This is a genomic window from Pseudomonas sp. PS01299 (assembly GCF_029960145.1).
GTDB lineage: Bacteria > Pseudomonadota > Gammaproteobacteria > Pseudomonadales > Pseudomonadaceae > Aquipseudomonas > Aquipseudomonas putida_A.
Window position 1 is genome coordinate 1 of the sequence record NZ_JASCPO010000071.1, and the last position, 26,736, is coordinate 26,736.

A 26,736-nucleotide genomic window follows, 5' to 3' on the forward strand; every position below is an offset into this window, starting at 1 on the left:
GCTTGCTCCCGCCGGGTCGCGAAGCGGCCCTTGAAAAGCGGACTGCTTCGCAGTCCGGCGGGAGCAAGCTCCCTCGCCACGGGGAATTGCTATAACTGAATAACAAAGTTTTCTCTTACAAGCTGTTACTAAAGAACTTAAATCAGGTTGGACTGCCCAATGTCGGGCATTTTCCTGCCCGGTGTACGAGCAGTGAACTGCCGGTGTAGGATTCGCGCCCTTTTGGCGTAAGCCGATCCGTTCCTTCGTTCCACAGCCTTTGGAACCCGAAATAGCTATGTCATCGCGTAAATTTGGTCTCAACCTGGTGGTGGTTCTGGCAATCGCCGCCCTGTTCACCGGTTTCTGGGCGCTGATCAATCGCCCGGTCTCCGCGCCCAACTGGCCGGAGCAGATCTCCGGTTTCTCTTATTCGCCATTCCAGCAGGGCCAATTCCCACAGAAGGATCAGTATCCGACTGACGACGAAATGCGCCGTGACCTGGAGATCATGAGCAAGCTGACGGACAACATCCGCATCTACTCGGTCGACGGTTCGCTGCAGGACATCCCGAAACTGGCGGAAGAATTCGGTCTGCGCGTGACCCTCGGGATCTGGATCAGCCCCGATCAGGAACGCAACGAGCGCGAGATCCAGCGCGCCATCGAACTGGCCAACACCTCACGCAGCGTGGTTCGTGTGGTGGTCGGTAACGAGGCGATCTTCCGCAAGGAAATCACTGCCGAGCAACTGAGCGTGCTGCTGGATCGCGTACGCGCAGCGGTGAAAGTGCCGGTGACCACCTCCGAGCAGTGGCACGTCTGGGAAGAACACCCGGAACTGGCCAAGCACGTCGACCTGATCGCTGCGCACGTGCTGCCGTACTGGGAATTCATCCCCGTGGACAAGGCCGGACAGTTCGTCTTCGACCGCGCCCGTGACCTGAAAAAGCTGTTCCCGAAAAAGCCGCTGCTGCTGTCCGAAGTCGGCTGGCCGAGCAACGGGCGCATGCGCGGTGGCGCCGATGCGTCGCCGGCGGATCAGGCGATCTACCTGCGCACGCTGGTCAACAAGCTCAACCGTCAGGGCTTCAACTACTTCGTGATCGAAGCGTTCGACCAGCCGTGGAAGGCCAGTGACGAAGGTTCGGTGGGCGCTTACTGGGGCGTGTTCAACGCCGCGCGCCAGCAGAAATTCAACTTCGAAGGCCCGGTGGTCGCCATCCCGCAATGGCGCGTGCTGGCCATCGGTTCGGTGGTGCTGGCGCTGCTGTCGCTGACCCTGCTGATGATCGACGGCTCGGCCCTGCGCCAGCGTGGCCGCACCTTCCTGACCTTTATCGCGTTCCTCTGCGGTTCGGTGCTGGTGTGGATCGGTTACGACTACAGCCAGCAATACAGCACGTGGTTCAGCCTGACGGTGGGTTTCCTCTTGGCACTGGGTGCGCTCGGGGTGTTTATCGTGTTGCTGACCGAAGCGCATGAACTGGCCGAGGCGGTCTGGACCCACAAGCGCCGGCGTGAATTCCTGCCGGTGGTGGGCGATTCGGACTACAGACCAAAAGTCTCGATCCACGTCCCTTGCTACAACGAGCCGCCGGAGATGGTCAAACAGACCCTCGATGCCCTGGCCGCCCTCGATTACCCGGACTACGAAGTCCTGATCATCGACAACAACACCAAAGACCCGGCCGTCTGGGAACCGGTGCGCGACTACTGCGCCACCCTCGGCCCGCGCTTCAAGTTCTTCCACGTTGCGCCATTGGCCGGGTTCAAGGGCGGTGCGCTGAACTACCTGATTCCGCACACCGCCAAGGACGCCGAAGTGATCGCGGTGATCGACTCCGACTACTGCGTGCATCCGAACTGGCTCAAGCACATGGTGCCGCACTTCGCCGATCCGAAAATCGCCGTGGTGCAATCGCCGCAGGACTACCGCGACCAGAACGAAAGCACCTTCAAGAAGCTCTGCTACGCCGAATACAAAGGTTTCTTCCACATCGGCATGGTCACCCGCAACGATCGCGACGCGATCATCCAGCACGGCACCATGACCATGACCCGCCGTTCGGTTCTGGAAGAGCTGGGCTGGGCCGACTGGTGCATCTGTGAAGACGCCGAACTCGGTCTGCGCGTGTTCGAAAAAGGCCTGTCGGCGGCGTATTACCACGACAGCTACGGCAAGGGTCTGATGCCGGACACCTTCATCGACTTCAAGAAGCAGCGTTTCCGCTGGGCCTATGGCGCGATCCAGATCATCAAGCGCCACACCGGCAGCCTGCTGCGCGGCAAGGACACCGAACTGACCCGTGGCCAGCGTTACCACTTCCTCGCGGGCTGGCTGCCATGGGTCGCGGACGGCATGAACATCTTCTTCACCGTCGGCGCCCTGCTGTGGTCGGCGGCGATGATCATCGTGCCGCAACGGGTCGATCCGCCGCTGCTGATTTTCGCAATCCCGCCATTGGCGCTGTTCGTGTTCAAGGTCGGCAAGATCATCTTCCTCTACCGTCGCGCCGTCGGCGTGAACCTCAAGGATGCGTTCTGCGCCGCACTGGCTGGCCTGGCGTTGTCGCACACCATCGCCAAAGCGGTGCTGTACGGCTTCTTCACCAGCAGCATTCCGTTCTTCCGCACGCCGAAAAACGCCGACAACCATGGCTTCTGGGTGGCGATTTCCGAAGCGCGGGAAGAGCTGTTCATCATGCTGCTGTTGTGGGGCGCGGCGCTGGGGATCTACCTGGTGCAGGGCATTCCGAGCAACGACATGCGCTTCTGGGTCGCAATGCTGCTGGTGCAGTCGCTGCCATACCTGGCTGCGCTGATCATGGCGTTCCTCTCGTCGCTGCCAAAACCTGCGACAGCGCCTGAACCGGCGCCTGTCGTCTAATTCCTCTTTGATCCACTAAACGGCGGCCAATGGTCGCCGTTTTGCTTTAAGATAACCGCCATTTTGCGGGGCTTGGCGTGATACGCGGTGTAACCGACCGAACCCAATCCCTATGGGAGCGAGCTTGCTCGCGAAGGCTTTGTAACATTCAACCCTTATGTTGCCTGATACACCGCTTTCGCGAGCAAGCTCGCTCCCACAGTGGCCCCAGCCCAATTTCAAGCTCCCGGAGTTTTCCATGACGGCCCACGCCGACCTTTCGCCGACCCTTCAACTCGCCATCGACCTGATCCGCCGTCCGTCCGTGACGCCGGTCGACGCCGATTGCCAGAAGCAGATGATGCAGCGCCTGGGCGATGCCGGTTTCACCCTCGAGCCGATGCGCATCGAGGACGTGGACAACTTCTGGGCCACCCACGGCAACGACGACGGCCCGGTGCTGTGCTTCGCCGGCCACACCGACGTGGTGCCGACCGGTCCGGTGACCGCCTGGCAGATCGACCCGTTCAACGCGGTGATCGATGAACACGGCATGCTCTGCGGTCGTGGCGCGGCGGACATGAAAGGCAGCCTGGCGTCGATGACCGTGGCCGCCGAGCGTTTTGTCGCCGACTACCCGAACCACAAGGGCAAGGTCGCGTTCCTGATCACCAGCGACGAAGAAGGCCCGGCGCACCACGGCACCAAAGCGGTGGTTGAACGTCTGGTGGCGCGCAAGGAACGTCTGGACTGGTGCATCGTCGGCGAACCGTCGAGCACCACGCTGGTCGGTGACGTGGTGAAAAACGGTCGTCGCGGCTCGCTCGGCGCCAAGCTCACCGTGCGCGGTGTGCAGGGTCACGTGGCCTACCCGCATCTGGCGAAGAACCCGATCCACCTCGCCGCCCCGGCCTTGGCCGAACTGGCCGCCGAGCACTGGGATCATGGCAACGATTTCTTCCCGCCGACCAGTTTCCAGATTTCCAACCTCAACTCGGGCACCGGCGCGACCAACGTGATCCCGGGGGATCTGGTGGCGGTGTTCAACTTCCGCTTCTCCACCGAATCCACCGTCGAAGGCCTGCAGAAACGCGTGGCCGACATCCTCGACAAACACGATCTGGACTGGCACATCGACTGGGCGCTGTCCGGTCTGCCGTTCCTCACCGAGCCGGGCGCGCTGCTCGACGCGGTGTCGTCGAGCATCAAGGACATCACCGGCCGCGAGACCAAGGCGTCGACCAGCGGCGGCACTTCCGATGGCCGTTTCATCGCGACCATGGGCACGCAGGTTGTTGAACTGGGCCCGGTCAACGCGACCATTCACCAGGTCAACGAGCGCGTACTGGCGGCCGATCTCGACGTGCTGACCGAGATCTACTACCAGACCCTGATCAAGTTGCTCGCCTGATGCTCGCGTGCCCGATCTGCAGTGAACCGCTGAACAGCGTCGACAACGGCGTGGTCTGCCCCGCCGGCCACCGCTTCGACCGTGCGCGTCAGGGCTACCTGAACCTGTTGCCGGTGCAGCACAAGAACAGTCGCGACCCTGGCGACAATCAGGCGATGGTCGAGGCGCGCCGCGACTTCCTGAATGCCGGGCATTACGCGCCGGTGGCCAAGCGTCTGGCCGAGCTGGCGGCGAGTTATGCGCCGGCACGCTGGGTCGATATCGGTTGCGGCGAGGGTTACTACACCGCACAGATCGCCGATGCCCTGCCGGACGCCGATGGCTACGCACTGGACATCTCCCGCGAGGCGGTCAAACGCGCCTGCAAGCGTAATCCGGCAATCACCTGGTTGATCGCCAGCATGGCCCGCGTGCCATTGGCGTCGGGCAGTTGCCAGTTTCTCGCCAGCGTTTTCAGCCCTCTGGACTGGGCAGAAGCCAAGCGCCTGCTCAGCGTCGGCGGCGGCCTGATGAAGGTCGGCCCGACCAGCGGCCACCTGATGGAACTGCGCGAACGTCTGTACGACGAAGTGCGCGAATACACCGACGACAAGCATCTGGCCCTGGTGCCGGAAGGCATGGCGCTGGCGCACAGCGAAACTCTGGAATTCCAACTGACGCTGGACAAGCCCGAGGATCGCGCCAACCTGCTGGCGATGACGCCCCACGGCTGGCGCGCCAGTGCCGAACGCCGCGCCGCCGTGATCGAACAAGCCGAGCCGTTCGTGACCACCGTATCGATGCGCTACGATTATTTCGTTCTTCAATAACTTTTGGTCTCGGGCAAGTGCCCGGGGCCGGCTAAATCCGCGAATGGATTTTTCAGACCCGCAGTGAGGACATCCATGCGCCAACCGGATATCGAGATTTACCTGAAAGACGCCGACGTCGACCACAAGGCGATTTCCGCCTGGCTCGGTGAGGCTCTGGGCCCGTGCAGCGACTGGGTACAGAAAGGCCAGACCTACAAGTGCAAGGCCGGCAACATCCCGGTGACCTGGTTGCCGAAAGCCGTGGGCAAGTGGAACAGCCTGTACCTGGAAAGCGATGCGACCCCATGGGACGACGACATCGCCTGCGCCCGTGCAGCCTTTGCCGCGCTGAACGTCGAAGTGCGTTGCGCACCGGGCACGTGGGTCGAGGAAGAGGGTGAGGAAACGGCTGATCGCTGGATTCGCATCAGCGCCGACGGTGAAGAAGAGATCACCTGGAAAACCGCGTAACAACAGTCAACGCAGATCCAAATGTGGGAGCGGGCTTGCTCGCGAATGCGGTGTATCAGCTACAGATGTGCTGAATGACACGACGTATTCGCGAGCAAGCCCGCTCCCACATTTGGTTTTGGGGTGTTTTGGAGGGTTGTGTTACAGACCTACCACATCCTCAGCCTGCAAACCCTTCTCGCCAGTAATCACCGCATACTCAACCTGCTGACCTTCAGTCAGCGAGCGATGCCCTTCGCCACGGATCGCGCGGTAGTGCACGAACACGTCCACCCCGTCGTCGCGTTGAATGAAGCCGTAGCCCTTGGCGTCGTTGAACCACTTCACATTGCCGGTTTCACGTGTTGCCATCTGTTCATACTCCTTTTTTATTATTGAACAGGCTTTTCGCAGGAAAGCCTTTGCGGAACGTCAGCCTGCGCCCGACGTCCATAAAGGGCCCCGGCGACAGATTGCCGAGTATATGACACGCGCCAAAACTCTCAACAGGAGTTTACTTCGCCGCTTTTTTGCCGATTTTCGATGAATCCGGCACACTGTCCGCCCCCGAGCATCTGCTCGGTTTTATCCACTCACGCAGAAGCCGTATGACCCGTTCCCCGTTCCGCCGTCTTGTGTTTGGCACCTTGCGCCGACTGTTGTACCTCTGGGTTCGCTCGGAGACGATCAACCAGTCGTCGTTCACCCTCAACCTCGACCGCAGTCGCCCGGTGTTCTACGTCCTGCAAAATCCATCGCTCACCGATCTGGCAGTAGTCGACACCGAATGCACCAAGGCCGGCCTGCCGCGTCCGGTGCTGCCAGTGTCGGTGGGGCCGTTGATCGAACCGGCGGCGTTTTTCTATCTGACGCCGGACCCGGACTGGCTCGGTCGTCAGGACAAGCGCGGCGCACCGCCGACCCTGACCCGTCTGGTCAGCGCCCTGACCCAGAACGCCGCCGAAGACGCGCAGATCATTCCGGTCAGCGTGTTCTGGGGCCAGTCGCCGGACAGCGAAAACAGCCCGTGGAAGCTGCTGTTCGCCGACAGTTGGGCGGTCACCGGGCGCCTGCGTCGGCTGCTGAGCATCATCGTCCTCGGGCGCAAGACCCGCGTGCAGTTCTCCGCGCCGATTCACCTGCGCGAACTGATCGACCACAACAAGGGCCACGAACGCACCGTGCGCATGGCCCAGCGCATCCTGCGCGTGCACTTCCGCAATCTGAAAGCCGCCGTCATCGGCCCGGACATCTCGCACCGTCGTAATCTGGTCAAAGGCCTGCTCAACCAGCCACTGGTCAAGCAAGCGATCCTCGACGAAGCCGAACGCGAGAACATCTCCCCGGAAAAAGCCAAGGCCCAAGCCCTGCGCTACGGCAACGAGGTCGCCTCGGACTACACCTACACCGCGATCCGCTTCCTCGAAGTGGTGCTGAGCTGGTTCTGGAACAAGATCTACGACGGGATCAAGGTCAACCACATCGAAGGCGTGCAAAAGGTCGCACAGGGTCACGAAGTGATCTACGTGCCGTGCCACCGCAGCCACATCGACTACCTGCTGCTTTCGTATCTGCTGTTTCGCAACGGCCTGACCCCGCCGCACATCGCCGCCGGAATCAACCTGAACATGCCGGTGATCGGCAGCCTGCTGCGCCGTGGCGGCGCGTTCTTCATGCGCCGCACGTTCAAGGGCAATCCGCTGTACACCTCGGTGTTCAATGAATACCTGCACACCTTGTTCACCAAAGGTTTCCCGGTTGAATACTTCGTAGAGGGCGGCCGCTCGCGCACCGGACGCATGCTGCAACCGAAGACCGGGATGCTCGCGATCACGATGCGCAGCTTCCTGCGCTCGTCGCGCATGCCAATTGTCTTCGTGCCGGTGTACATCGGTTACGAGCGCGTGCTGGAAGGCCGGACCTACCTCGGCGAACTGCGTGGCGCGAGCAAGAAGAAAGAGTCGATCTTCGACATCTTCAAAGTCATCGGTGCGCTCAAGCAGCGCTTCGGTCAGGTCGCGGTGAACTTCGGCGAGCCGATCAAACTCGCGGAATTCCTCGACAGCGAACAGCCAGACTGGCGCCAGCAGGAACTCGGCCCGCAGTACAAACCGGCATGGCTCAACGAAACCACCAACCGCCTTGGCGAGAAAGTCGCGCAGCACTTGAACGAAGCAGCGGCGATCAACCCGGTCAACCTGGTGGCGCTGGCGCTGCTCTCGACCACCCGCCTGGCACTGGACGATCGGGCCATGGCGCGGGTGCTGGATCTGTATCTGGCGCTGCTGCGCAAAGTCCCTTACTCGCCGCACACGACCCTGCCGGAAGGCGATGGTCGCGCGCTGATCGAGCATGTGAAGGACATGGATCTGCTGTCCGAGCAGAACGATGCGCTGGGCAAGATTCTCTATCTGGACGAGCAGAACGCCGTCCTGATGACCTACTACCGCAACAACGTGCTGCACATCTTCGCCTTGCCGGCGCTGCTGGCGAGCTTCTTCCAGAGCACCTCGCGCATGAGCCGCGAGCAGATCCTGCGCTACACCCGCGCGTTGTATCCGTACTTGCAGTCGGAGCTGTTCATTCGCTGGTCGCTGGAGGAACTGGACGGCGTGGTCGACCAATGGCTGGAAGCCTTCGTCGAGCAAGGCCTGCTGCGTTTCGAGAAGGACGTGTACATGCGTCCGGCGCCAAGTTCGCGGCACTTTGTGCTGCTGACCCTGCTGTCGAAAAGCATCGCGCAGACCCTGCAGCGCTTCTACATGACCGTGTCCCTGCTGCTCAACAGCGGCCAGAACAGCATCAGCGCCGAAGAGCTGGAGGACCTGTGCACAGTCATGGCCCAGCGCCTGTCGATCCTCCACGGCTTGAATGCCCCGGAGTTCTTCGACAAGAGCCTGTTCCGCCACTTCATCCAGACCCTGCTCGACCTCGACGTGCTGCGCCGCGACGAAGCGGGCAAGCTGAGCTACCACGAACTGCTCGGCGAACTGGCCGAAGGCGCGGCCAAACGCGTGTTGCCGGCGGAGATTCGCCTGTCGATTCGTCAAGTGGCCTTGCATCGCAGTGAAGATGCCGCCGAAACAGCGGATACACCACAAGTCTGAAACTTGCTGACAACTAACGGGCGCGCACTTCAATGGCCCCGTTAGTTGATTCATGGATTAATAGGCGCAACCCACCAATCACGATACGGATATCGAGATGAGCCTGTTAAACGAAGAAACTTGCACAGTAATCCTGGACTTCCGTCTACCGCCCGAATTCCACGCGCCTGCCGATGGTGTCAATGAAACCATTGTCAGCGTCAAAGTATTCAATTCCCAATCGCCTGTTAACATCAAGGACTGGCACCGTGCTGCGATCTTCGACGCTGGCTGGAAATTTGACTTCCCTCATCACTACGGCGATGTAGGCGTCAGGTACCAAGTCAATGTGCAGATCCTTCATGACCAAATACCCTTGCTGATCGAGCAGGACTACTTCGTCACTGTCAACAACACTCCCCATCGCCAAACCCTGCACTTGAGCCCGATCGGGTTTCTATATGTCGAGGCTCAAGAAGCCGAGATTGTTGCGCCAGAAGAAGCGGTCACCATCAGTCTGCATGAAGCAGAGTCTCCCGAAGTTGAGCTGGTGCATGTCAAACAGGACGAACAGTCAGTCTCCGGGTTTTATCTGAAATATGATCCTGACAGCGTTATACCCGGTAAACGCTATGCACTGACGGGTATTGAAAACCGCTACCATCAACGTCTTGTGATCTCGCCTGAACAAGTCGAACTGGCTCCCGCGATGCCCAACACAAGCGCGCTGTCGTTTCAGAAATTAATGCAGTGGCTGGAAAAACCCTTACGTTTGTTCACTGACGCTGGCACCAAAATCCGCTAGATTTCCTTCGGCGCCGGGATTCTTCCGGCGCAACCGTCTCAGAGGTCCCGATGAAAAAACTCACCCTTCTCGCCGCAGCTACCCTGTTGAGCGCCTGCCAGTCGACCACCCCCGCCGGCAAAGTCGGCCTCGACGGCGAAGTGTTCTACCTGCAACGCATCGCCCTGCCACCAAGCGCGACCCTGAGCGTGAGCCTGCAGGACGTGTCGCTGGCCGACGCACCGGCGGTGGTCATCGACGAACAGAAAGGCCCGGTCAAAGGCCAGGTGCCGCTGCCGTTCCACTTGAGTTACGATCCGGCCCAGGTCAAACCCGGCCACCGCTACTCGGTCAGCGCGCGCATCGAAGTCAACGGCGAGCTGATGTTCATCACCACCGAGAACCACGCCGTGCAACTGGACGGCAACGATCCGCAGCCGCTGAAAATCCGCGTCGACGCCATTCGCTAATTGTCTTTCAAGGAAGCTGCCATGCTCCGCCCTACCCTTCGCTTCGCCGGCCTGTGCGCGGGCTTGATGATCTCTGCCAGCGCCCTGGCACTGTCGCTCAGCGACCTCTCGCAACAAGACGCCACCGGCGGCCTCAAGGACGCCCTGACCCAAGGCGCGCAAATCGCCGTCAAACAACTCGGCACCCCGGGCGGCTTCAGCAACAACCCGGAAGTGAAAATCGAACTGCCGGGCAAACTCGGCAAAGTCGCCGGCAAGATGAAAGCCTTCGGCATGGGCGCCCAGGTCGACGAACTCGAAACCGCCATGAACAAGGCCGCAGAAAGCGCCGTGACCCAGGCCCAGCCGATCCTCGTCGACGCCGTGAAGAAAATGACCGTGGCCGACGCCAAGGGCATCCTCAGCGGCGGCACCGACTCGGCCACCCAATACCTGGACAAGACCAGCCGCGAACAGATCCGCGCCAAGTTCCTGCCTATCGTCAAACAAGCCACCGACAAAGTCGGCGTCGCACAAAAGTACAACGCCTTCGCCGGCCAGGCCGCGACCCTGGGGGTGGTGGATGCGAAGAGCGCCAACGTCGAAAACTACGTCACTGAACAAGCGCTCAATGGCCTGTTCGAAATGATCGGCAAACAGGAAGAAACCATTCGCAAGAATCCGGCTGCTGCAGCGACGGGTCTGGCGAAGAAAGTGTTCGGCACCTTGTAATTTTTGCCGCGGCACGAAAAAGCCCGCTGAACCTGTGAAGGTCAGCGGGCTTTTTGTTGCGTGTCAGCCTTGCGGATCGACTTGATCGAGGACGCGGTTAACCGACAGCTCCGCGAGCGAAATCATCTGCTGGATACCGAGAAGCTGACTGCACGTCGGACCGCTCAGGGTAAACGCCAACTCACTGGCCATGACATTGGCCGAGGCCAGCGTTTCACAGGCATGGGCGAGCAAGGTTTCGGAATCGACTTCGGGGAGGACAGTGAAGATTGTGCTGGGCTGAGTGACGGGTTTGGGCTGTTTTTCAGGCTCGGGCAGAAGGTAGTGATCGAGCGCACGCAGGGCTGCGTCGTGGAGCTTGCGCGAGTCGAGGAAGGCGTAGGGGGAGACGGGGTCGGTTGGTCGGCCGGGGGTGGTTTCGGATTCGGATTCGGGGGGATTCGGGGTGTGTTTGAACATGGTTGAACTCCTAACTATTCAAGTGGAGCTACCACCATCACTTGCAGATGACGGGTGGCAGCTGTGCACGGGTCTGCAAGACCGAGTTGTTAGGCCCTCGGCATACCCAAAGGTATCCCGCACACAGCCACCATAAAACGATGGCCGCTAAAAAGCGCCACGATTATAGGGGCGCTGATCAGCACCTAACAAACTATCGGCGGGCTTGCAGACCCGGTCGCTGAATTGGCAACGACAGACTCAGGCTAGAGATCGCGCTTCCGACGGGCAACCTGAAAACCTTGTGGGAAGGTTCTGGTTATCTGGAACATTTTTAAACAGACCAGAGAGGTTGGGTGGCTGGGCGGGCCTCTTCGCGAGCAAGCTCGCTCCCACAGTGGGATTGGGTGCAGGTAGTTGGAGATTGGTCGACTGTCAGGCCGCCTTCGCGAGCAAGCCCGCTCCCACATTTGGATTGGGTGCAGGTAGTTGGAGATTGGTCGGCTACTAGGCCGCCATCGCGAGCAGGCTCACTCCTACAGTGGGATTGGGTGCAGGCAGTTGGAGATTGGTCGACTGTCAGGCCGCCTTCGCGAGCAAGCCCGCTCCCACATTTGGATTGGGTGCAGGTAGTTGGAGATTGGTCGACTACTAGGCCGCCATCGCGAGCAGGCTCACTCCTACAGAGGGATTGGGTGCAGGCAGTTGGAGATTGGTCGGCTGTCAGGCCGCCATCGCGAGCAGGCTCACTCCTACAGTGGGATTGGGTGAGTCAGTTGGAGATTGGTCGGCTGTCAGGCCGCCATCGCTGGCAAGCCAGCTCCCACAGAAAAGCAAAGCAGTCCAGACAGACCACATGCTTTTCACCACTCAACAGGATGAGCGCAAGCTCGGCTGCAGCTTTTGATCTTGCCGTGCCGGCCCCTTCGGCAGGCTGAGTGGAGGGGTTTATCCGGGGGGGGGAGCGCAGCGACCGTTCGACGAAGTCGAACACATCGAGAGGAGGTGCAGCGAAGCAAACCGGAGGCGATGCCCCCGGATGAACCCCGCAACGAAGGGACCCGAGCCTAGGCGAGGGCCGTACGCCGGGGCCAAGACCTTTGCTTCCTTTGGGGCGTTTGCCAAAGGGAGTCGCCGTAAGGGCGAAACCGCCAGCCGCAACCCCCGAAGAAACGGATATACACCCAAAACCCCAGAACCTGGTCGGCCCAAAGGCCGCCAAGTCCAAAAGCCTCACCCCTCCCGACGCACCCGGAACCAGGCCGCATACAAAGCAGGCAAAAACAAAAGCGTCAAAGCCGTAGCCACAATCAACCCCCCCATGATCGCCACCGCCATCGGCCCGAAAAACACACTGCGCGACAAAGGAATCATCGCCAGCACCGCCGCCAACGCCGTCAACACAATCGGCCGAAACCGCCGCACCGTCGCCTCGATAATCGCCTGCCAAGGCTTGAGACCAGAGGCAATATCCTGCTCGATCTGATCCACCAGAATCACCGAGTTACGCATGATCATCCCCGACAGCGCGATCGTCCCCAGCATCGCCACAAACCCGAACGGCTGGCGGAACACCATCAGAAACAACACCACCCCGATCAACCCCAGCGGCGCCGTCAGAAACACCATCGCCGTGCGTGAGAAACTGCGCAATTGCACCATCAGCAGCGTCAGCACCACCACAATGAACATCGGCACCCCGGCATTCACCGACTTCTGCCCACGCTCCGAATCCTCCACCGTGCCGCCAACATCCAGCAGATACCCGTCAGGCAATTCGGCACGGATCGGATCCAGCGTCGGCTCGATCTGCTTCACCAGCGTCGCCGGCTGCTCCTTGCCGTAAATGTCGGCACGCACAGTCACGGTCGGCAGACGATTACGGTGCCAGATGATCCCTTCCTCAAACCCGTACTCCAGCGTGGCAATCTGCGACAGCGCCACACTGCGACCGTTATCGGTCGGCACCGCCAGACTCGGCAGCAACGTCAACTCGGTGCGCTCATGCACCGTGCCGCGCAGCAGAATCTCGATCAACTCGTTGTCCTCGCGGTACTGGCTGACACTCGAGCCGGTCAGCGAGCTCTGGAGGAATTTCGCCAGATTGGCCGTGCTCACACCGAGCGCCCGCGCACGATCCTGATCGATGTTCAGGTACACCACTTTGCTCGGCTCCTCCCAATCCAGGTGCACGTTGACCACATGCGGGTTTTCGCGCACCTTGGCCGCCACTTTGCGCGCCAGCGCACGGACTTCCTCGATGTGCTCACCGGTGACGCGAAACTGCACCGGATAACCAACCGGCGGACCGTTTTCCAGACGCGTGACCCGCGAACGCAGAGTCGGGAATTGCTCGTTAAGGGTTTCGATCAACCAGGTACGCAAGCTCTCACGCTCTTCGATGTTTTTCGCCAATACCACAAACTGGGCGAAGCTCGCCGCCGGCAGTTGCTGATCCAGCGGCAGGTAGAAGCGCGGCGAACCGGTGCCGACATACGCCACATAGTTATCGATGCCGGCGTGATCCTTGAGCATCGCTTCCAGGCGTTTGACCTCGGCCGTGGTGTTGGCCAGCGACGCACCTTCGGCCAGTTTCAGATCGACCATCAATTCCAGTCGATTGGAGGCCGGAAAGAACTGCTGCGGGACGAAACGGAACAGCATCACCGACGCGATGAACAGACCTACGGTCAGCACAATCACCGTTTTGCGGTGCGCCACGCACCACTCCACCAGACGTCGAACCCGTTGATAAAACGGCGTGCCATACGGGTCGGCCTGGCCGTCAGTTGTGCCGTGTTTGGCCGCATGAATTTTCGCCAGATCCGGCAGGAGTTTTTCCCCCAGATACGGCACGAACATCACCGCCGCCACCCATGAGGCGAGCAACGCGATGGTCACCACCTGAAAGATCGAACGGGTGTATTCACCGGTGCCGGACTGCGCGGTGGCAATCGGCAGGAAGCCGGCAGCGGTGATCAGCGTACCGGTGAGCATCGGGAACGCGGTGCTGGTCCAGGCGTAGCTTGCGGCCTTGATCCGGTCGAAACCCTGCTCCATTTTGATCGCCATCATTTCCACGGCGATGATCGCGTCGTCCACCAGCAAGCCCAGCGCCAGCACCAGCGCGCCGAGCGAGATCTTGTGCAGTCCGATGCCGAGGTAATACATGCAGGCGAAGGTCATCGCCAGCACCAGCGGAATGGTCAGCGCAACCACCATGCCGGTGCGCACGCCGAGGGAGAAGAAGCTCACCAGCAACACGATCGCCAGTGCCTCGACCAGCACCTGGACGAACTCGCCGACCCCGGTTTTCACCGCTGCCGGTTGGTCGGACACCTTGCGCAGTTGCATGCCGGCCGGAAGGTTTTTCTGCAGGCGCGAGAACTCGCCTTCCAGCGCTTTGCCCAGCACCAGAATGTCGCCGCCGTCCTTCATCGCTACTGCGAGGCCAATGGCGTCTTCGCCCATGAAGCGCATGCGCGGCGCCGGTGGATCGTTGAAACCGCGATGCACATCGGCGACATCGGAGATGCGGAACGTCCGGTCACCGACGCGGATCGGGAAGTTCTTGATCTCCTCGACCGTCTGAAAATTCCCCGAGACCCGCAGTTGCACGCGCTCGCTGCCGGTTTCAAAGAACCCGGCGGTGGACACCGCGTTCTGCTCTTGCAGCGCTTGCTGTACAGCCGCCAGTGGCAAGCCAAGGGTGGCGAGTTTGACGTTGGACAACTCGACCCAAATCTTCTCGTCCTGCAAACCGAGCAGATCGACCTTGCCGACATCTTTGACTCGTTGCAGCTGGATCTGGATGCGGTCGGCGTAGTCCTTGAGCACCGCGTAGTCGAAGCCGTCGCCGGTCAGCGCATAGATGTTGCCGAACGTGGTGCCGAATTCATCGTTGAAGAATGGCCCCTGAATATCCGGCGGCAAGGTCTGGCGAATGTCGCTGACCTTTTTGCGCACCTGGTACCAGAGGTCGGGAATTTCCTTGGAATGCATCGAATCGCGGGCAATAAACGTGACCTGCGACTCACCCGGGCGGGAGAACGACACGATGCGTTCGTACTCGCCGGTTTCCATCAATTTCTTTTCGATGCGTTCAGTGACCTGACGCGAGACTTCCTGCGCGGTCGCCCCCGGCCAGCGGGTCTGAATGACCATGGCCTTGAAGGTGAACGGCGGGTCTTCGCTCTGGCCGAGCTTGGTGTAGGACAAGGCGCCGACGATGGCCAGCAAAAGCATCAGGAACAGTACGATCTGGCGATTACGCAACGCCCATTCGGAAAGGTTGAAGCGCATCGGGACTTACTCCTTGTCCGCCAGATTGACCACTCGGTTGGAGCGATCCACAGGCCGCACCTGCTGACCTTCGAGCAATACGTGAACACCGGCAGCCACCACCCAGTCGCTGGCGTTGAGGCCTTCGAGCACTGGCACGCTTTTCTCGCCGAACGGGCCGATGCGCACCGGGGTCTTTTTCAAGGTGTTGTTGGCGTTGACGACCCAGACGTAGGTCGCGCCGTTCTCGGCAGTCAGGGCCGAAAGCGGCACCGACAGCGGCACAGCATCCGCCGATTGCACGAACACCCGGGCGCTCTGCCCGAGCTCAGCCGGAACTTTGCCGCTGGTGAACGAGATGCGCGCGGCGAAGGTGCGGGATTTCGGGTCGGCTGCCGGTGACAGTTCACGAATCTGCCCGGCGAAGCGCTGGTTCTGCTGCGTCCACAGTTCAACGGTCACTGGCTGGCCGACCTTGAACCGCCCGAAGCTCTGCTCCGGCAGGCTGATCGACACTTCGCGCTCGCCATCGGTGGCGAGGGTGAATACGGTTTGCCCGGCGGCAACCACTTGCCCGACTTCCACTGCACGCTTGGCCACCACGCCGTCCTGCGGCGCGCGCAACACGGCGTAACTGGCCTGGTTGGTCGAGACGTTGAATTCGGCCTTGATCTGCTTGAGGCGCGCTTCGCCGGAACGGTAGAGGTTTTCCGCGTTGTCGTAGGCCGAACGACTGACCATCTGCCGCTCCATCAGCGTCTTGTAGCGGTCACGCTCGGCGCGCACCAGGTTCAGATTGGCTTCGGCGGCGGCGACCTGTGCGCGGGTGGCTTCCAGTTGCAGGCGCACATCCTGCGGATCGAGCTCGGCCAATGGCTGATCGGCCTTCACGCGCTGACCTTCTTCGACCAGTCGTCGGCTGACTTTGCCGCCAATGCGGAATGCCAGATCCGGTTCGTAACGGGCGCGCACCTCGCCCGGATAACTTTCCATCGCCTGCGCTGAAGGCTCTGGCTGCACCACCATGGCCGGTCGAATGCTGACTTGCGTCGCCTCTTCCTGACCGCATGCTGACAATAAAACAGCCAGGCTGACTGGCACGGCAAACGACAACGCATGGCGGAACATGGTGACGGACCTTTCGCTAATGGTGCTTGGAATATTTATACTGGCCGGTATGGTATTAATAGCAAACTCACCAGTCCAGTATTAAAAGCGAAGAATGTCGAACAATCTTGCAGCTCCAAACGGCCCGGGCCGTCCGAAGGATCCGGCCAAGCGCCGGGCGATCCTCGACGCGGCGAAAACCCTGTTTCTGAGTCACGGCTACGCCAACACCAGCATGGACGCGGTCGCCGCCGAGGCTGGCGTGTCGAAACTGACGGTTTACAGCCACTTCAACGACAAGGAGACGCTGTTCTCCTCCGCGGTGATGGCCAAATGCGAGGAGCAGTTACCGCCGCTGTTCTTCGAATTGCCCGCCGGAATCCCCGTGGAAAATGTGTTGCTGAACATTGCCCGAGGCTTTCATCAACTGATCAACAGCGACGAGTCGGTGAATCTGCATCGCTTGATGATGGCGCTGGGCACGCAGGATCCGAAGCTGTCACAGATTTTCTACGACGCCGGTCCCGAGCGCATGGTGCAAGGCATGGAGCGGCTGCTGAAACGCATCGACGAGACCGGCGCGCTGAGCATCGACCTGCCGCGTAATGCGGCCGAGCATTTCTTCTGCCTGATCAAGGGCGCAGGGAATTTTCGTTTGTTGTATTGCTGCGGCGAGCCGCTGAGCGAAGAGGCTTCAGAGAGTCATGTGCAGGAGGTGGTGGGGTTGTTCATGCGGGCGTATCGGCGCTGATTTTGCGGAGTTTTTGCGGACGCCTTCGCGAGCAAGCTCGCTCCCACATTTGAAATGCATTCCAAATGTGGGAGCGAGCTTGCTCGCGAATGGGCGCAACTCGGTCTTAAGGTTTTAACGCTTTCTTCGGGTAGATGTCATACCGGCTCGACTTGCCATCCAGCGCATGGCTCGGCTTCGGCCCCTCGATGCACGGTGCCTTGCGCGGGCGCTTGACCACCACCCGGTGCGTCGCCAACGCCAGCGCCGCCTCCAGCAGTGCCGGCGCATCCGGATCATCCCCGACCAGTGGCCGGAACAGGCGCATTTCCTTCTTCACCAGCGCGGTTTTCTCGCGGTGCGGGAACATCGGGTCGAGGTAGATCACCTGCGGCGGCTCGCCTTCCCAGTTGCGCATGACCTCGATCGAGTTGCCCTTGAGCAGCTTCATCCGCGCGACAATCGGCGCCACATCGAAATCTTCCGCCGCCCGCGCCAGACCATCCTCCAGCAACGCGCCGATCAACGGCTGACGCTCGATCAGGCTCATCTCGCAACCCAGACTGGCCAGCACGAACGCATCCTTGCCCAGCCCCGCCGTGGCATCCAGCACCCGTGGGCGCACGCCTTGAGCAATGCCGACCGCCTTGGCGATCATCTGCCCGCTGCCGCCGCCGTACAGACGCCGATGCGCCGCGCCACCTTCGACGAAATCCACCCGCACCGGCCCTGGTGCGTCCGGGCCGAGCTGCTGCAGCTGCAAACCCTGCTCGCCGACCTGCAAGGCGAACTCGCCGCCGTCCACCTGCAGCGGCAGGCCCAGACGCTCGGCCCACTGCTCGGCTTGCGCTTCAAACGTCGGGCCGAGGGCCTGGACATGGATGCGGCAGGCCGCGGGTTGCTCAATCATGAAAACACGCTCAAAAAAGTTAAGGATCGGCAAAAAGTGGCCGATAAACCAATCAACGCGCATTTTGCCAGAGCTGAGCGTCAACCGAAAAAAATGTCAGGCATTCTTCCCACATCGATTGGCTACATTTCGCCCAAGGGCGACTTCAGCCGTCATAACACTCAAGCATTGGGCGGCGTCAGTCACCTGTGGCAGGATTTCTTTGCCCAGGCGATGGCCGAACAGACGAGTGATGTGGTGCCGGCCTGTGGCACCTTTCCACCGGTTGACCTGAACAGCCCGGAAGAACCGACCCTGGGCAGCGAGCTGCACGCGCACATCGTCGAGCAGCGTCAGTGCGACGTGGTCGACACCGAAGTGCGTCCGCCGGAGCCGCTGTTCCTGCCGATCGCCGAGTTCGAAACCGATCTGCTGGACAAGCCGTTCCCACCGTTCCCGCCAGAAGAACTCAAGGCTCAGCAAGAGCAGCAGGACTTCGACAGCAGCTGGGTCCGTCCAATCGTGATCAACAATGGTCAGCCGCTTCCCGAGCCTGGCCCGGCGCCGCAGAAGAAGCCGCTGTACCTGCCAATTGCCGAATTCGACCTCGATCTGCTGCAAAAACCTTATCCGCCGTTCCCGCCGGAGGAAATCGTCGAGCAGCAGAAGGCTTTGGACTTCGATAACGGCTGGGCGCGCCCGATCGTCCTGCAGAACCTGCGCCTCGCCGCCTGATCCCTCAGCGACACACGCTCCAGCGCCCGACATCGACATGAAAGTGATTGCGGTGGGCGGCGTTGTAATCCGGACTCAACACCACACTGAACGCCTCACAGGCGCCATCGCGCACCTGCCGCAGAAACTGCGCATCCTGATTCTGCTTCGGCCAGTCCTTGAGCACGCTGATGCTGCGCCCGTCCGCCAGCCGAAAACCGCTGATGTCCAGCGCATCGGCACTGGCATGCCGGCTGAGCGCCCCGCTCTCGCGGTTATAGACATTGCGACAGGCAAAGCTGCCGAGGTGATCAAGGCGCGCCACCCTCTGCCCGTAAACAGATTGCGCGGCGGGTTGCAGGGTATGCCGTTCAAACATCGCGTAAGCCACCGCCAGCGGGCAACTGGCGAGGAAGCTGCTGCTCAGCGCCACCTCGCCGCCCTGCACGCGCACGGTGCCGATCAGCGGGCACTTGGCATCGGGACTGTCGGCTTGCGCGGTGACGCGCAGACCCGAGTTGCTCAGGACTTGTGCGCATAATTCGGGATTGCCGCGCAGGCGCATCAGCTTGAAACCGGTCAACCCGTTCGGCGCTGCCTTCACGTCCAGCGGCGCCCACGGGTTCCACTCGGCCGGCACATCGAGCCAGCCGCGCCAGACGCTGAGCACGGCACCCGCGATGATCAGCAGTAACGACAGCGCGATCCAGCGACCCATGCTCAGCCTTTGAAAAACTGATTGGCCTTGGCGTACGGCATCGACTGCGACGTAAAGCCGAACGTCCCGCGCTGCTGGATCTCTTCAGCCGCGCGGAAGAACTCGCCGAACGCTGCCAAGGCCAGCGCCGAGCCGGTGCTGATCCTGCGCACACCCATTTCTTCCAACTCCTGTACGGTCAGTTTCAAACCGCCGGACATGAGCACGTTGACCGGTTTTGGCGCCACCGCGCGCACCACCGCCAACACCTCTTCGGCGCTGCGCAGACCCGGCGCATACAGCACGTCGACACCCGCCTCGGCAAAGGCTTGCAGGCGGCGAATGGTGTCGTTGAGATCGGGATTACCGTGCAGGTAGTTTTCCGCGCGGGCGGTCAAGATGAAGGGAAATGGCAGCGTGCGCACCGCAGCGACGGCGGCTTCGATGCGTGCCACGGCGTGTTCGAAGCAGTAGATCGGCGCATCGGCACGGCCCGTGGCGTCCTCGATCGAACCACCCACCGCGCCGGCCTCGGCGGCACGCAACAGGCTTTTCGCGCATTCGGCGGGGTCATCGGCGAAACCGTTTTCCAGATCCACCGCTACCGGCAAATCCGTGGCCGCGACAATCGCCCGGACGTTGGCCAAGGTGTCATCGAGACTCAGGGCGCCGTCGGCCTTGCCCTGGGAAAACGCGTAACCGGCACTGGTGGTTGCCAGTGCCTGATAGCCCAGACTGGCGAGCATCTTCGCCGAGCCGGCATCCCAAGGGTTGGGAATCACGAAAATCCCCGCACCTTCATGCAGGGCCTTGAAGGCCTGAGCTTTGCGGGTTTGTTCTTGAAGGGCGTGGGCGTCCATCGGCAGGCTCCTGGGCAGGGGAAAAATCCGCCTTCAGAGCAAGCCGAGTTGCTCGGCGGCGGGTTCTCTGTATAGCTCAGGCAGGGATGGCAGGCCAGGCAAACGTTGCATCAATTGTGCGTGAAAACGTTGCGCCAGCTTCGCCGCCATGACGTTGTCGGCGGTGTGCAGGAAGATGTACGGCGTGCGGCCCTCTTCGATCCACTCGGCGATTTTCGCCACCCACGGCACCAGGAACGGATCATTGGCTTCCAGCTCGGGGTGGCCGATGAAGCGCACCTGCGGGAACTGGGTGAACGCCGCCGGCCGCGTCGGCACCCGGGGCTTTTTCGATTGCGCGTGGATCACCGAAGACTCGGTCGACAGGCAACTGAACAGCGCCCGTGGATCGAGGCAGATGCGTTCTACGCCACGGTCGAGCAGCAAGCGATTGAGCAGGCGTTCGCTCTCACCCTTGGCGAAGAACTGTTCGTGACGCACTTCCACCGCCAGTGGCCGGTCCAGCGCGTCGATGAACGCGGTCAGCTCCGGCAGTCGATGCGGGGTGAAGCTTTTCGACAGTTGCAGCCACAGCGGCGAAACGCGTTCGCCGAGCGGGCTGAGGAGGTTTACGAAGGTTTCGGCGGCGGTCAGTTGATCGCGCAGATCACCGCTGTGGCTGATGTCGCCGGGAAACTTGGCGGTGAAGCGAAAGTGTTCGGGCATGGTCTCGGCCCAGCGCTGCACGGTGGCCGGCGACGGACTGGCGTAGAAGGTCGTGTTGCCTTCGACGGCGTTGAACACTTGGGAGTAGAGAGCAAGGAAGTCGGAGGTCTTGGCGTCTTCGGGGTACAGATACTCGCGCCAGGCGTTTTCACTCCAGGACGGACAACCGAGGTAGTAAGGCAGATCCATCAGATGTACAGGTCGAGGCCCAGCACATCCGCATCCCAATCGACAAAACCGGCGGTGCTCAGGTAGCTGGCGAGGGCCATCGCTACGCTTTTGCTCATGGCGCGGTGATAAATCATGTCTTGCTGACGGGCAGGCAGATTGGCCAGGCGTTGTGCGGAGGCTTTGGCAGCGCGGGCGGCCAGTTGCTCTTCAGTCGGGAATTCCAGCTCGCCGTCGATATCGTCGACGGATTCATCCAGCGCCACATTGCCTTTGCGAGGCTTGCGCTTGATGGGGTAGGACTGAGAGGAGAGGCCGTCTATACGCATAAATTCATGCTCGGTATCGATGATGGCAATTTAGCGGCACTTGGCCGACTTAGCAAATTGCCGAGTGATAACTAGAACACATAAAGCGCAAAAGGTTTAAAGCCCGGGGTTGGAAACTGACGATTGGCAGAATTTGGAATAAGACACGGAGTTTGTGGAGGGCTTTTGTGGTGAGGGGATTTATCCCCGATCGGCTGCGAAGCAGTCGCCGATTTTGGGGCCGCTTCGCGACCCATCGGGGATAAATCCCCTCACCACAGAAGCTTCCCCGCCAGAAGTCAGGCCTCAGCGAGCCTTGGGGGTGGCGACTTTGTCGCGCAGGTAAACCGGTTGCGCGTCATCGGCAGGGATCGACTCGCCGCGTTCCCAGGCAAACCGCGCCAGGGTCAGCAGGTCTTCGGCGTGAGGCAACATGCCGGCATCGGAGCCGGTGAGGTTGACCGCGATCCGCTCGCCATAGCCCCAACCGGTACCTGCACCGAACCACTCACCGCTGGCATCGGCCGGCAGCGCCGCGACTTCCGGCGGCAGTACCGCCTCGACGCCGACCAGACGCATCTCGCCCGCCGATTCGCGGTAGCAGCCCCAATACACTTCATCCATCCGCGCATCGATAGCCGCCGCGACCTGGCTGACGCCGTGTTCGCGATATGCACGTTGCGCCAGGACGGCGAGGTTGGACACCGGCAGCACCGGACGATCCAGCGCGAACGCCAGCCCCTGCACCACGCCGATGGCAATCCGCACACCGGTAAACGCACCCGGCCCGCGACCGAACGCGATCGCGTCCACCGCTTGCAACGTGGTGCCAGCGTCCGCCAGCAGTTGCTGGATCATCGGCAGCAGCTTCTGCGCGTGCAGACGCGGGATCACCTCGTAATGGCTCGTGACCTTGCCGTCATGCAGCAAGGCAACGGAGCAAGCTTCGGTCGCGGTGTCCAGGGCCAGCAAGGTGCTCATCGATGTATCCAAAACAGGTGGGGGAAAAAGTGCGTCAGTATAAACAACTACGGTCCGCAAGCGGGCCGTGGATGATGCAGCCGATCAGCTTTTTCAGCTCAGCGCTTCGAGCACCTTGGCGGTGATCGCTTCAACCGAACCTACGCCCGGAATGTGGCTGTACTTCGGCTTGCCGTTGGCAGCGGAAAGCTTCTGGTAGAAGTCCACCAGCGGCTTGGTCTGCGAATGGTAGACCGACAGGCGATGACGTACGGTTTCTTCGGTGTCGTCCTTGCGCTGCACCAGATCGTCGCCGGTAACGTCGTCTTTGCCAGCCACTTTCGGCGGGTTGTAGACGATGTGGTAGACGCGGCCACTGGCCTCGTGAACGCGACGACCGGCGATACGCTGAACGATTTCTTCGTCTTCAACAGCGATTTCAACCACGGCGTCCAGCTCGACACCGGCAGTTACCAGCGCTTCGGCCTGTGGAATGGTGCGCGGGAAACCATCGAACAGAAAGCCGTTGGCGCAGTCTGGTTGAGCGATGCGATCCTGCACCAGCGCGATGATCAGGTCATCCGACACCAGGCCGCCGGCATCCATGATGCTCTTGGCTTGAACGCCCAGCGGAGTGCCAGCCTTGACCGCTGCACGCAGCATGTCGCCGGTGGAGATTTGCGGAATGCCGAATTTCTCGGTGATGAACTTAGCCTGAGTACCTTTACCGGCCCCGGGAGCTCCCAGCAGAATGACGCGCATCGATGTGCTCCTCAATTTTTTATATAGAAAACAACGGGATTCGCCTCTTTGGGCCAATCTCAAAAAAACGGGTCGTGGCCGCACAAACGGCCAAAGGCTGATCAAGATACACAGCAGGCTGCGCCCACACAAGACGCCAAAAGTCGGAGAAACCGGCGCCCGCCGCGACCTTGCGACGCGGTAACCCAAGTCGCAACCCCATCACTAACTGTCGCCTGACCGCACTTTCTCCCTGTGTACAAAGCGGCACCCGGCCTGTGCACCGGGTGCCTGATGCCACCGCAAAAACCTTAGCCGGTATTGCGCAACCCGGCGGCAATCCCCGCCACAGACACCAGCAGCGCCTGCTCCACCGGGCTGCCCTGCTCGACATTTTGCTGCCGTGATCGGGCCAACAGCTCGGCCTGCAATAGATGTAGCGGATCAAGATAAGTGTTGCGCAGACGGATGAATTCCAGGGTGTCCAGGCTATGTGCCAGCAGCTGCGACTGCCCGGTCAAGCCGAGCACCACCGCACACGCCTGCGACAATAGGTCGCGCAACTGCGCGCCCAACGGCAGCAAGTCCGGCTCGACCAGACGCTGGTCGTACGACAGCGCGATGTCGGCGTCGGCCTTGGCCAGGACCATTTCCAGCATGTCGATACGGGTGCGGAAGAACGGCCACTGTTCGCGCATCTGCCCGAGCAGTTCGCCTTCGCCGCGCTCTAGCGCCTTGCTCAGCGCAGTTTCCCAGCCGAGCCACGCCGGCAGCATCAGCCGCGTTTGCGTCCAGCCGAAGATCCACGGGATCGCCCGCAGGCTCTCGATCCCGCCGGCACGGCGCTTGGCCGGACGGCTGCCAAGGGGCAAGCGCCCCAGTTCCTGCTCCGGCGTCGATTGGCGGAAATACTCGACGAACTGCGGATTTTCACGCACCACGGCGCGGTACGCGGCGACGCCATCGGCGGCCAGTTCATCCATCAGGTGTCGCCATTCGGGCGTCGGTGGCGGTGGCGGCAACAACGTCGCTTCCAGCACGGCAGCCAGATACAGATTGAGGTTCTGCTCGGCGATGTCCGGCAGGCCGAATTTGAATCGAATCATTTCGCCCTGCTCGGTGGTGCGGAAACGCCCCGCCACCGACCCCGGCGGCTGCGACAGAATCGCCGCGTGCGCCGGCCCGCCGCCACGGCCCACGGTGCCACCGCGACCATGGAACAACAGCAGTTCGACTTGCTGCTCGCGGCAGATCTCCACCAGCCGCTCCTGGGCGCGATATTGCGCCCAGGCCGCAGCGGTGGTGCCGGCGTCCTTGGCCGAGTCGGAATAACCGATCATCACTTCCTGCGGGCCTTGCAGCCTCGCGCGGTAGCCCGGCAGCAGCAACAGACGCTCCATCACCGGCCCGGCGTTGTCGAGGTCGGCGAGGGTTTCGAACAGCGGCACCACACGCATCGGCCGCAGCACGCCGGACTCTTTCAGCAGCAGTTGCACTGCCAGCACGTCGGAGGCGGCGCCCGCCATCGAGATCACGTAGGAACCCAGCGAGGCGCCCGGTGCGGCAGCGATTTCCTTGCAGGTGGCGAGTACTTCAGCGGTGTCGGCGGACGGTTTGAAATGCGCCGGCAGCAGTGGGCGACGATTGCTCAATTCGCGGGTGAGGAAGCTGATGCGCTGTTCTTCATCCCAGTCTTCGTAGCGACCGAGGCCGAGGTAGTCGGTGATTTCGGTCATCGCCGAGCTATGCCGCGTCGAATCCTGACGCACATCGAGGCGTACCAGGAACAGGCCGAAGGTCACCGCCCGGCGCAGGCAATCGAGCAACGGCCCATCGGCGATCACGCCCATGCCACATTCGTGCAGCGAGTTGAAGCACAGCTCCAGCGGATCGAGCAGATCGCGGTTGTTGTGCAACACTTCGGCTGGCGGTGGCGTTGTTGCGCTCAGCGAGGCGTGCGCCCAGTTGCGCGTGGCGCGCAGGCGTTCGCGCAATTGCTTGAGCACCGCCCGGTAAGGTTCGGCGCTGTCGCCGGCCTTGGCCTTGAGCGCGTCGCTGGCCTGCTGCATCGACAGCTCGGCGGCCAGGTGATCGACGTCACGCAAGTACAGGTCGGCAGCCATCCAGCGCGCCAGCAATAGCACTTCGCGGGTCACTGCGGCCGTGACATTCGGGTTGCCGTCGCGGTCGCCACCCATCCACGAGGCAAAGCGAATCGGCGCCGCCTCCAGTGGCAAGCGCAGACCCGTCGCTTCATACAGCGCCTTGTCGGCCTTGCGCATATGGTTGGGAATCGCCTGCCACAGCGAATGCTCGATCACCGCAAAACCCCATTTCGCTTCGTCGACCGGGGTCGGCCGGGTGCGGCGGATTTCTTCGGTATGCCAGGCCTCGGCAATCAGCCGTTGCAGGGTGTTCTGGATCTGTTCGCGTTCGGCGCAGGTCAGATCGCGATGATCCTGCGCGGCCAGCTGCGCAGCGATCGCGTCGTACTTCTGAATCAAGGTGCGCCGCGCCACCTCGGTCGGGTGGGCGGTCAGCACCAGTTCGATTTCCAGGCGCGCCAGTTGCCGGGCCAGGGATTCGGCGCTGTGACCTTCATTGCGCAGGCGGGCGAGCAGTTCCGGCAGCACGCGGGACTCGAACGGCGCCGGCTGCGACTCTTCGCGACGATGAATCAATTGATACTGCTCGGCGATGTTCGCCAGGTTGAGAAACTGGTTGAACGCCCGCGCCACCGGCAGCAGTTCGTCTTCACTCAACTGATTGAGGCTGGCGCTGAGTTCGGCGTCCATCGAGCCACGGCGGTCGGCCTTGGCGCCCTTGCGGATCTGCTCGATCTTGTCGAGAAACTCCTCACCGTACTGGTCACGGATGGTATTGCCCAACAGCTCACCCAGCAGGTGAACGTCCTCGCGCAAGCGTGCATCAATATCGGTCATCAGCAGTTCTCCAGCGTTAATCGGGACGGCGCAGAAACGAATGCTTTGCCCAGAGAGTGCCGCTCTACGGCGCTTCTTACAAGCAGACGACGAAGGGACTTTAAACCTTGTGGCTTGAAGCTAGTCTCAACAGTAAGCCGTACAACGGCTTGCCGCCGGCCCCGCCGGACACTCACCCAGGCCTGCCACGAGCAGGCGCGAAATGAGGTCATCATGAAAATTCGTGAACTCGCCCAGCATTGGGAAGAAAACGCCAAGGGTCGCCTGACCGACACCGGCTACACGATTCATCTGGACGTCGAGGCCGCTGCGCGGCTGGCGGCGATCGCCGAGATGTACCCCAAACGCCACCCGGAAGAACTGCTCGGCGAACTGATCGGCGCCGCGCTCGAAGAGTTCGAGGCGAGCCTGCCGTATGTGAAAGGCTCGACGGTGGTGGCGACTGATGAGGAAGGTGATCCGCTGTATGAAGATGTCGGGCCGACACCGCGGTTTCTGGCGCTTTCTCGCCGGCATCTGCAGGATTTATCCGCCGCTGCCGGCAAGCAAAAACACTGACACAACAAAGATCAAACTGTAGGAGTGAGCCTGCTCGCGATAGCGGTGTATCTGTGGCTTTTGATGCTGACTGACACACTGCTATCG

The 26,736-nt window shown here is 61.4% G+C and carries 23 protein-coding genes; 11 read left to right on the top strand and 12 right to left on the bottom strand.

Annotation, left to right across the window (positions count from 1 at the left end):
* The first annotated feature begins 277 nt into the window (after window positions 1-277).
* The 4 genes from QMX91_RS14765 to QMX91_RS14780 all read left to right on the top strand — a co-directional run bounded on the left by QMX91_RS14765 (window position 278) and on the right by QMX91_RS14780 (window position 5,521).
* On the top strand, window positions 278-2,869 hold the full coding sequence (locus tag QMX91_RS14765; protein WP_282412955.1) for a glycosyltransferase: 2,592 nt from the start codon (window positions 278-280) through the stop codon (window positions 2,867-2,869).
* A 238-nt stretch (window positions 2,870-3,107) separates the two neighbouring features.
* On the top strand, window positions 3,108-4,259 hold the full coding sequence (gene dapE, locus QMX91_RS14770) for a succinyl-diaminopimelate desuccinylase (protein WP_098967446.1): 1,152 nt from the start codon (window positions 3,108-3,110) through the stop codon (window positions 4,257-4,259).
* Complete coding sequence (locus QMX91_RS14775; RefSeq protein ID WP_282412956.1) at window positions 4,259-5,068, top strand: putative RNA methyltransferase; 810 nt, start codon at window positions 4,259-4,261, stop codon at window positions 5,066-5,068. The genes dapE and QMX91_RS14775 overlap by 1 nt, the downstream gene beginning before the upstream one ends.
* A 75-nt stretch (window positions 5,069-5,143) precedes the next feature.
* A complete protein-coding gene (locus QMX91_RS14780) occupies window positions 5,144-5,521 on the top strand; it encodes a hypothetical protein (RefSeq protein WP_007964251.1) in 378 nt (125 codons plus the stop codon).
* Window positions 5,522-5,662: 141 nt separating this feature from the next.
* Here QMX91_RS14780 and QMX91_RS14785 read toward each other — a convergent pair whose 3' ends face one another.
* Window positions 5,663-5,872, bottom strand: a complete 210-nt coding sequence (locus tag QMX91_RS14785) for a cold-shock protein (protein ID WP_016771489.1) — start codon at window positions 5,870-5,872, stop codon at window positions 5,663-5,665.
* 236 nt (window positions 5,873-6,108) lie between these two features.
* Between QMX91_RS14785 and plsB the strand changes: the two genes are divergently transcribed.
* The 4 genes from plsB to QMX91_RS14805 all read left to right on the top strand — a co-directional run bounded on the left by plsB (window position 6,109) and on the right by QMX91_RS14805 (window position 10,551).
* On the top strand, window positions 6,109-8,607 hold the full coding sequence (gene plsB / locus QMX91_RS14790) for a glycerol-3-phosphate 1-O-acyltransferase PlsB (protein WP_282412957.1): 2,499 nt from the start codon (window positions 6,109-6,111) through the stop codon (window positions 8,605-8,607).
* Between the two features lie 97 nt (window positions 8,608-8,704).
* On the top strand, window positions 8,705-9,391 hold the full coding sequence (locus QMX91_RS14795; protein ID WP_115988122.1) for a hypothetical protein: 687 nt from the start codon (window positions 8,705-8,707) through the stop codon (window positions 9,389-9,391).
* 50 nt (window positions 9,392-9,441) lie between these two features.
* Complete coding sequence (locus tag QMX91_RS14800; RefSeq protein WP_098967439.1) at window positions 9,442-9,840, top strand: YbaY family lipoprotein; 399 nt, start codon at window positions 9,442-9,444, stop codon at window positions 9,838-9,840.
* A 21-nt stretch (window positions 9,841-9,861) separates the two neighbouring features.
* The gene (locus tag QMX91_RS14805; RefSeq protein ID WP_086792179.1) at window positions 9,862-10,551 is read left to right on the top strand and encodes a DUF4197 domain-containing protein; all 690 of its coding nucleotides are present in this window, start codon (window positions 9,862-9,864) and stop codon (window positions 10,549-10,551) included.
* 63 nt (window positions 10,552-10,614) lie between these two features.
* Here QMX91_RS14805 and QMX91_RS14810 read toward each other — a convergent pair whose 3' ends face one another.
* The 3 genes from QMX91_RS14810 to QMX91_RS14820 all read right to left on the bottom strand — a co-directional run bounded on the left by QMX91_RS14810 (window position 10,615) and on the right by QMX91_RS14820 (window position 16,398).
* The gene (locus tag QMX91_RS14810) at window positions 10,615-11,010 is read right to left on the bottom strand and encodes a DUF6124 family protein (protein ID WP_098967437.1); all 396 of its coding nucleotides are present in this window, start codon (window positions 11,008-11,010) and stop codon (window positions 10,615-10,617) included.
* A gap of 1,212 nt (window positions 11,011-12,222) precedes the next feature.
* Entirely contained in the window at window positions 12,223-15,291 is a 3,069-nt protein-coding gene (locus QMX91_RS14815) for an efflux RND transporter permease subunit (RefSeq protein WP_282412958.1), read from the bottom strand.
* Window positions 15,292-15,297: 6 nt separating this feature from the next.
* Window positions 15,298-16,398: an efflux RND transporter periplasmic adaptor subunit gene (locus QMX91_RS14820; protein ID WP_097086420.1), complete on the bottom strand. Its 1,101-nt coding sequence runs from the start codon at window positions 16,396-16,398 to the stop codon at window positions 15,298-15,300.
* A 94-nt stretch (window positions 16,399-16,492) separates the two neighbouring features.
* Here QMX91_RS14820 and QMX91_RS14825 point away from each other — a divergent pair, with 94 nt between their 5' ends.
* Window positions 16,493-17,128: a TetR/AcrR family transcriptional regulator gene (locus tag QMX91_RS14825; protein WP_210558115.1), complete on the top strand. Its 636-nt coding sequence runs from the start codon at window positions 16,493-16,495 to the stop codon at window positions 17,126-17,128.
* 106 nt (window positions 17,129-17,234) lie between these two features.
* Here QMX91_RS14825 and QMX91_RS14830 read toward each other — a convergent pair whose 3' ends face one another.
* On the bottom strand, window positions 17,235-18,014 hold the full coding sequence (locus QMX91_RS14830) for a class I SAM-dependent methyltransferase (protein WP_177416207.1): 780 nt from the start codon (window positions 18,012-18,014) through the stop codon (window positions 17,235-17,237).
* Window positions 18,015-18,110: 96 nt separating this feature from the next.
* Between QMX91_RS14830 and QMX91_RS14835 the strand changes: the two genes are divergently transcribed.
* The gene (locus QMX91_RS14835; RefSeq protein ID WP_123587365.1) at window positions 18,111-18,731 is read left to right on the top strand and encodes an energy transducer TonB; all 621 of its coding nucleotides are present in this window, start codon (window positions 18,111-18,113) and stop codon (window positions 18,729-18,731) included.
* A 4-nt stretch (window positions 18,732-18,735) separates the two neighbouring features.
* On the opposite strand, the gene QMX91_RS14840 is transcribed toward QMX91_RS14835, so the two are convergent.
* The 7 genes from QMX91_RS14840 to ppc all read right to left on the bottom strand — a co-directional run bounded on the left by QMX91_RS14840 (window position 18,736) and on the right by ppc (window position 26,091).
* Entirely contained in the window at window positions 18,736-19,428 is a 693-nt protein-coding gene (locus QMX91_RS14840) for an extensin family protein (RefSeq protein WP_098967431.1), read from the bottom strand.
* A gap of 2 nt (window positions 19,429-19,430) precedes the next feature.
* Complete coding sequence (locus QMX91_RS14845; protein ID WP_282412959.1) at window positions 19,431-20,267, bottom strand: isocitrate lyase/phosphoenolpyruvate mutase family protein; 837 nt, start codon at window positions 20,265-20,267, stop codon at window positions 19,431-19,433.
* A 33-nt stretch (window positions 20,268-20,300) separates the two neighbouring features.
* Entirely contained in the window at window positions 20,301-21,161 is an 861-nt protein-coding gene (locus tag QMX91_RS14850; protein WP_103368432.1) for a DUF72 domain-containing protein, read from the bottom strand.
* The gene (locus tag QMX91_RS14855; RefSeq protein WP_003222071.1) at window positions 21,161-21,469 is read right to left on the bottom strand and encodes a hypothetical protein; all 309 of its coding nucleotides are present in this window, start codon (window positions 21,467-21,469) and stop codon (window positions 21,161-21,163) included. The genes QMX91_RS14850 and QMX91_RS14855 overlap by 1 nt, the downstream gene beginning before the upstream one ends.
* 285 nt (window positions 21,470-21,754) lie before the next feature.
* A complete protein-coding gene (gene tsaB, locus QMX91_RS14860) occupies window positions 21,755-22,429 on the bottom strand; it encodes a tRNA (adenosine(37)-N6)-threonylcarbamoyltransferase complex dimerization subunit type 1 TsaB (RefSeq protein WP_134785529.1) in 675 nt (224 codons plus the stop codon).
* A gap of 93 nt (window positions 22,430-22,522) precedes the next feature.
* Window positions 22,523-23,170 (bottom strand): adenylate kinase, encoded by a 648-nt coding sequence (adk, locus tag QMX91_RS14865; RefSeq protein ID WP_003222067.1) that lies wholly within the window; start codon window positions 23,168-23,170, stop codon window positions 22,523-22,525.
* Window positions 23,171-23,460: 290 nt separating this feature from the next.
* The gene (ppc, locus tag QMX91_RS14870) at window positions 23,461-26,091 is read right to left on the bottom strand and encodes a phosphoenolpyruvate carboxylase (protein WP_282412960.1); all 2,631 of its coding nucleotides are present in this window, start codon (window positions 26,089-26,091) and stop codon (window positions 23,461-23,463) included.
* 213 nt (window positions 26,092-26,304) lie between these two features.
* Between ppc and QMX91_RS14875 the strand changes: the two genes are divergently transcribed.
* Window positions 26,305-26,649: a hypothetical protein gene (locus QMX91_RS14875; RefSeq protein WP_003222064.1), complete on the top strand. Its 345-nt coding sequence runs from the start codon at window positions 26,305-26,307 to the stop codon at window positions 26,647-26,649.
* The last annotated feature ends 87 nt before the right edge of the window (window positions 26,650-26,736 follow it).

What these genes read in the sequence shown, in the direction of transcription:
- QMX91_RS14765 (WP_282412955.1), top strand. Translation starts at nt 278, where the DNA reads ATGTCATCGCGTAAATTTGGTCTCAACCTGGTGGTGGTTCTGGCAATC.
- dapE (WP_098967446.1), top strand. Translation starts at nt 3,108, where the DNA reads ATGACGGCCCACGCCGACCTTTCGCCGACCCTTCAACTCGCCATCGAC.
- QMX91_RS14775 (WP_282412956.1), top strand. Translation starts at nt 4,259, where the DNA reads ATGCTCGCGTGCCCGATCTGCAGTGAACCGCTGAACAGCGTCGACAAC.
- QMX91_RS14780 (WP_007964251.1), top strand. Translation starts at nt 5,144, where the DNA reads ATGCGCCAACCGGATATCGAGATTTACCTGAAAGACGCCGACGTCGAC.
- QMX91_RS14785 (WP_016771489.1), bottom strand. Translation starts at nt 5,872, where the DNA reads ATGGCAACACGTGAAACCGGCAATGTGAAGTGGTTCAACGACGCCAAG.
- plsB (WP_282412957.1), top strand. Translation starts at nt 6,109, where the DNA reads ATGACCCGTTCCCCGTTCCGCCGTCTTGTGTTTGGCACCTTGCGCCGA.
- QMX91_RS14795 (WP_115988122.1), top strand. Translation starts at nt 8,705, where the DNA reads ATGAGCCTGTTAAACGAAGAAACTTGCACAGTAATCCTGGACTTCCGT.
- QMX91_RS14800 (WP_098967439.1), top strand. Translation starts at nt 9,442, where the DNA reads ATGAAAAAACTCACCCTTCTCGCCGCAGCTACCCTGTTGAGCGCCTGC.
- QMX91_RS14805 (WP_086792179.1), top strand. Translation starts at nt 9,862, where the DNA reads ATGCTCCGCCCTACCCTTCGCTTCGCCGGCCTGTGCGCGGGCTTGATG.
- QMX91_RS14810 (WP_098967437.1), bottom strand. Translation starts at nt 11,010, where the DNA reads ATGTTCAAACACACCCCGAATCCCCCCGAATCCGAATCCGAAACCACC.
- QMX91_RS14815 (WP_282412958.1), bottom strand. Translation starts at nt 15,291, where the DNA reads ATGCGCTTCAACCTTTCCGAATGGGCGTTGCGTAATCGCCAGATCGTA.
- QMX91_RS14820 (WP_097086420.1), bottom strand. Translation starts at nt 16,398, where the DNA reads ATGTTCCGCCATGCGTTGTCGTTTGCCGTGCCAGTCAGCCTGGCTGTT.
- QMX91_RS14825 (WP_210558115.1), top strand. Translation starts at nt 16,493, where the DNA reads ATGTCGAACAATCTTGCAGCTCCAAACGGCCCGGGCCGTCCGAAGGAT.
- QMX91_RS14835 (WP_123587365.1), top strand. Translation starts at nt 18,111, where the DNA reads ATGTCAGGCATTCTTCCCACATCGATTGGCTACATTTCGCCCAAGGGC.
- QMX91_RS14840 (WP_098967431.1), bottom strand. Translation starts at nt 19,428, where the DNA reads ATGGGTCGCTGGATCGCGCTGTCGTTACTGCTGATCATCGCGGGTGCC.
- QMX91_RS14845 (WP_282412959.1), bottom strand. Translation starts at nt 20,267, where the DNA reads ATGGACGCCCACGCCCTTCAAGAACAAACCCGCAAAGCTCAGGCCTTC.
- QMX91_RS14850 (WP_103368432.1), bottom strand. Translation starts at nt 21,161, where the DNA reads ATGGATCTGCCTTACTACCTCGGTTGTCCGTCCTGGAGTGAAAACGCC.
- QMX91_RS14855 (WP_003222071.1), bottom strand. Translation starts at nt 21,469, where the DNA reads ATGCGTATAGACGGCCTCTCCTCTCAGTCCTACCCCATCAAGCGCAAG.
- tsaB (WP_134785529.1), bottom strand. Translation starts at nt 22,429, where the DNA reads ATGAGCACCTTGCTGGCCCTGGACACCGCGACCGAAGCTTGCTCCGTT.
- adk (WP_003222067.1), bottom strand. Translation starts at nt 23,170, where the DNA reads ATGCGCGTCATTCTGCTGGGAGCTCCCGGGGCCGGTAAAGGTACTCAG.
- ppc (WP_282412960.1), bottom strand. Translation starts at nt 26,091, where the DNA reads ATGACCGATATTGATGCACGCTTGCGCGAGGACGTTCACCTGCTGGGT.
- QMX91_RS14875 (WP_003222064.1), top strand. Translation starts at nt 26,305, where the DNA reads ATGAAAATTCGTGAACTCGCCCAGCATTGGGAAGAAAACGCCAAGGGT.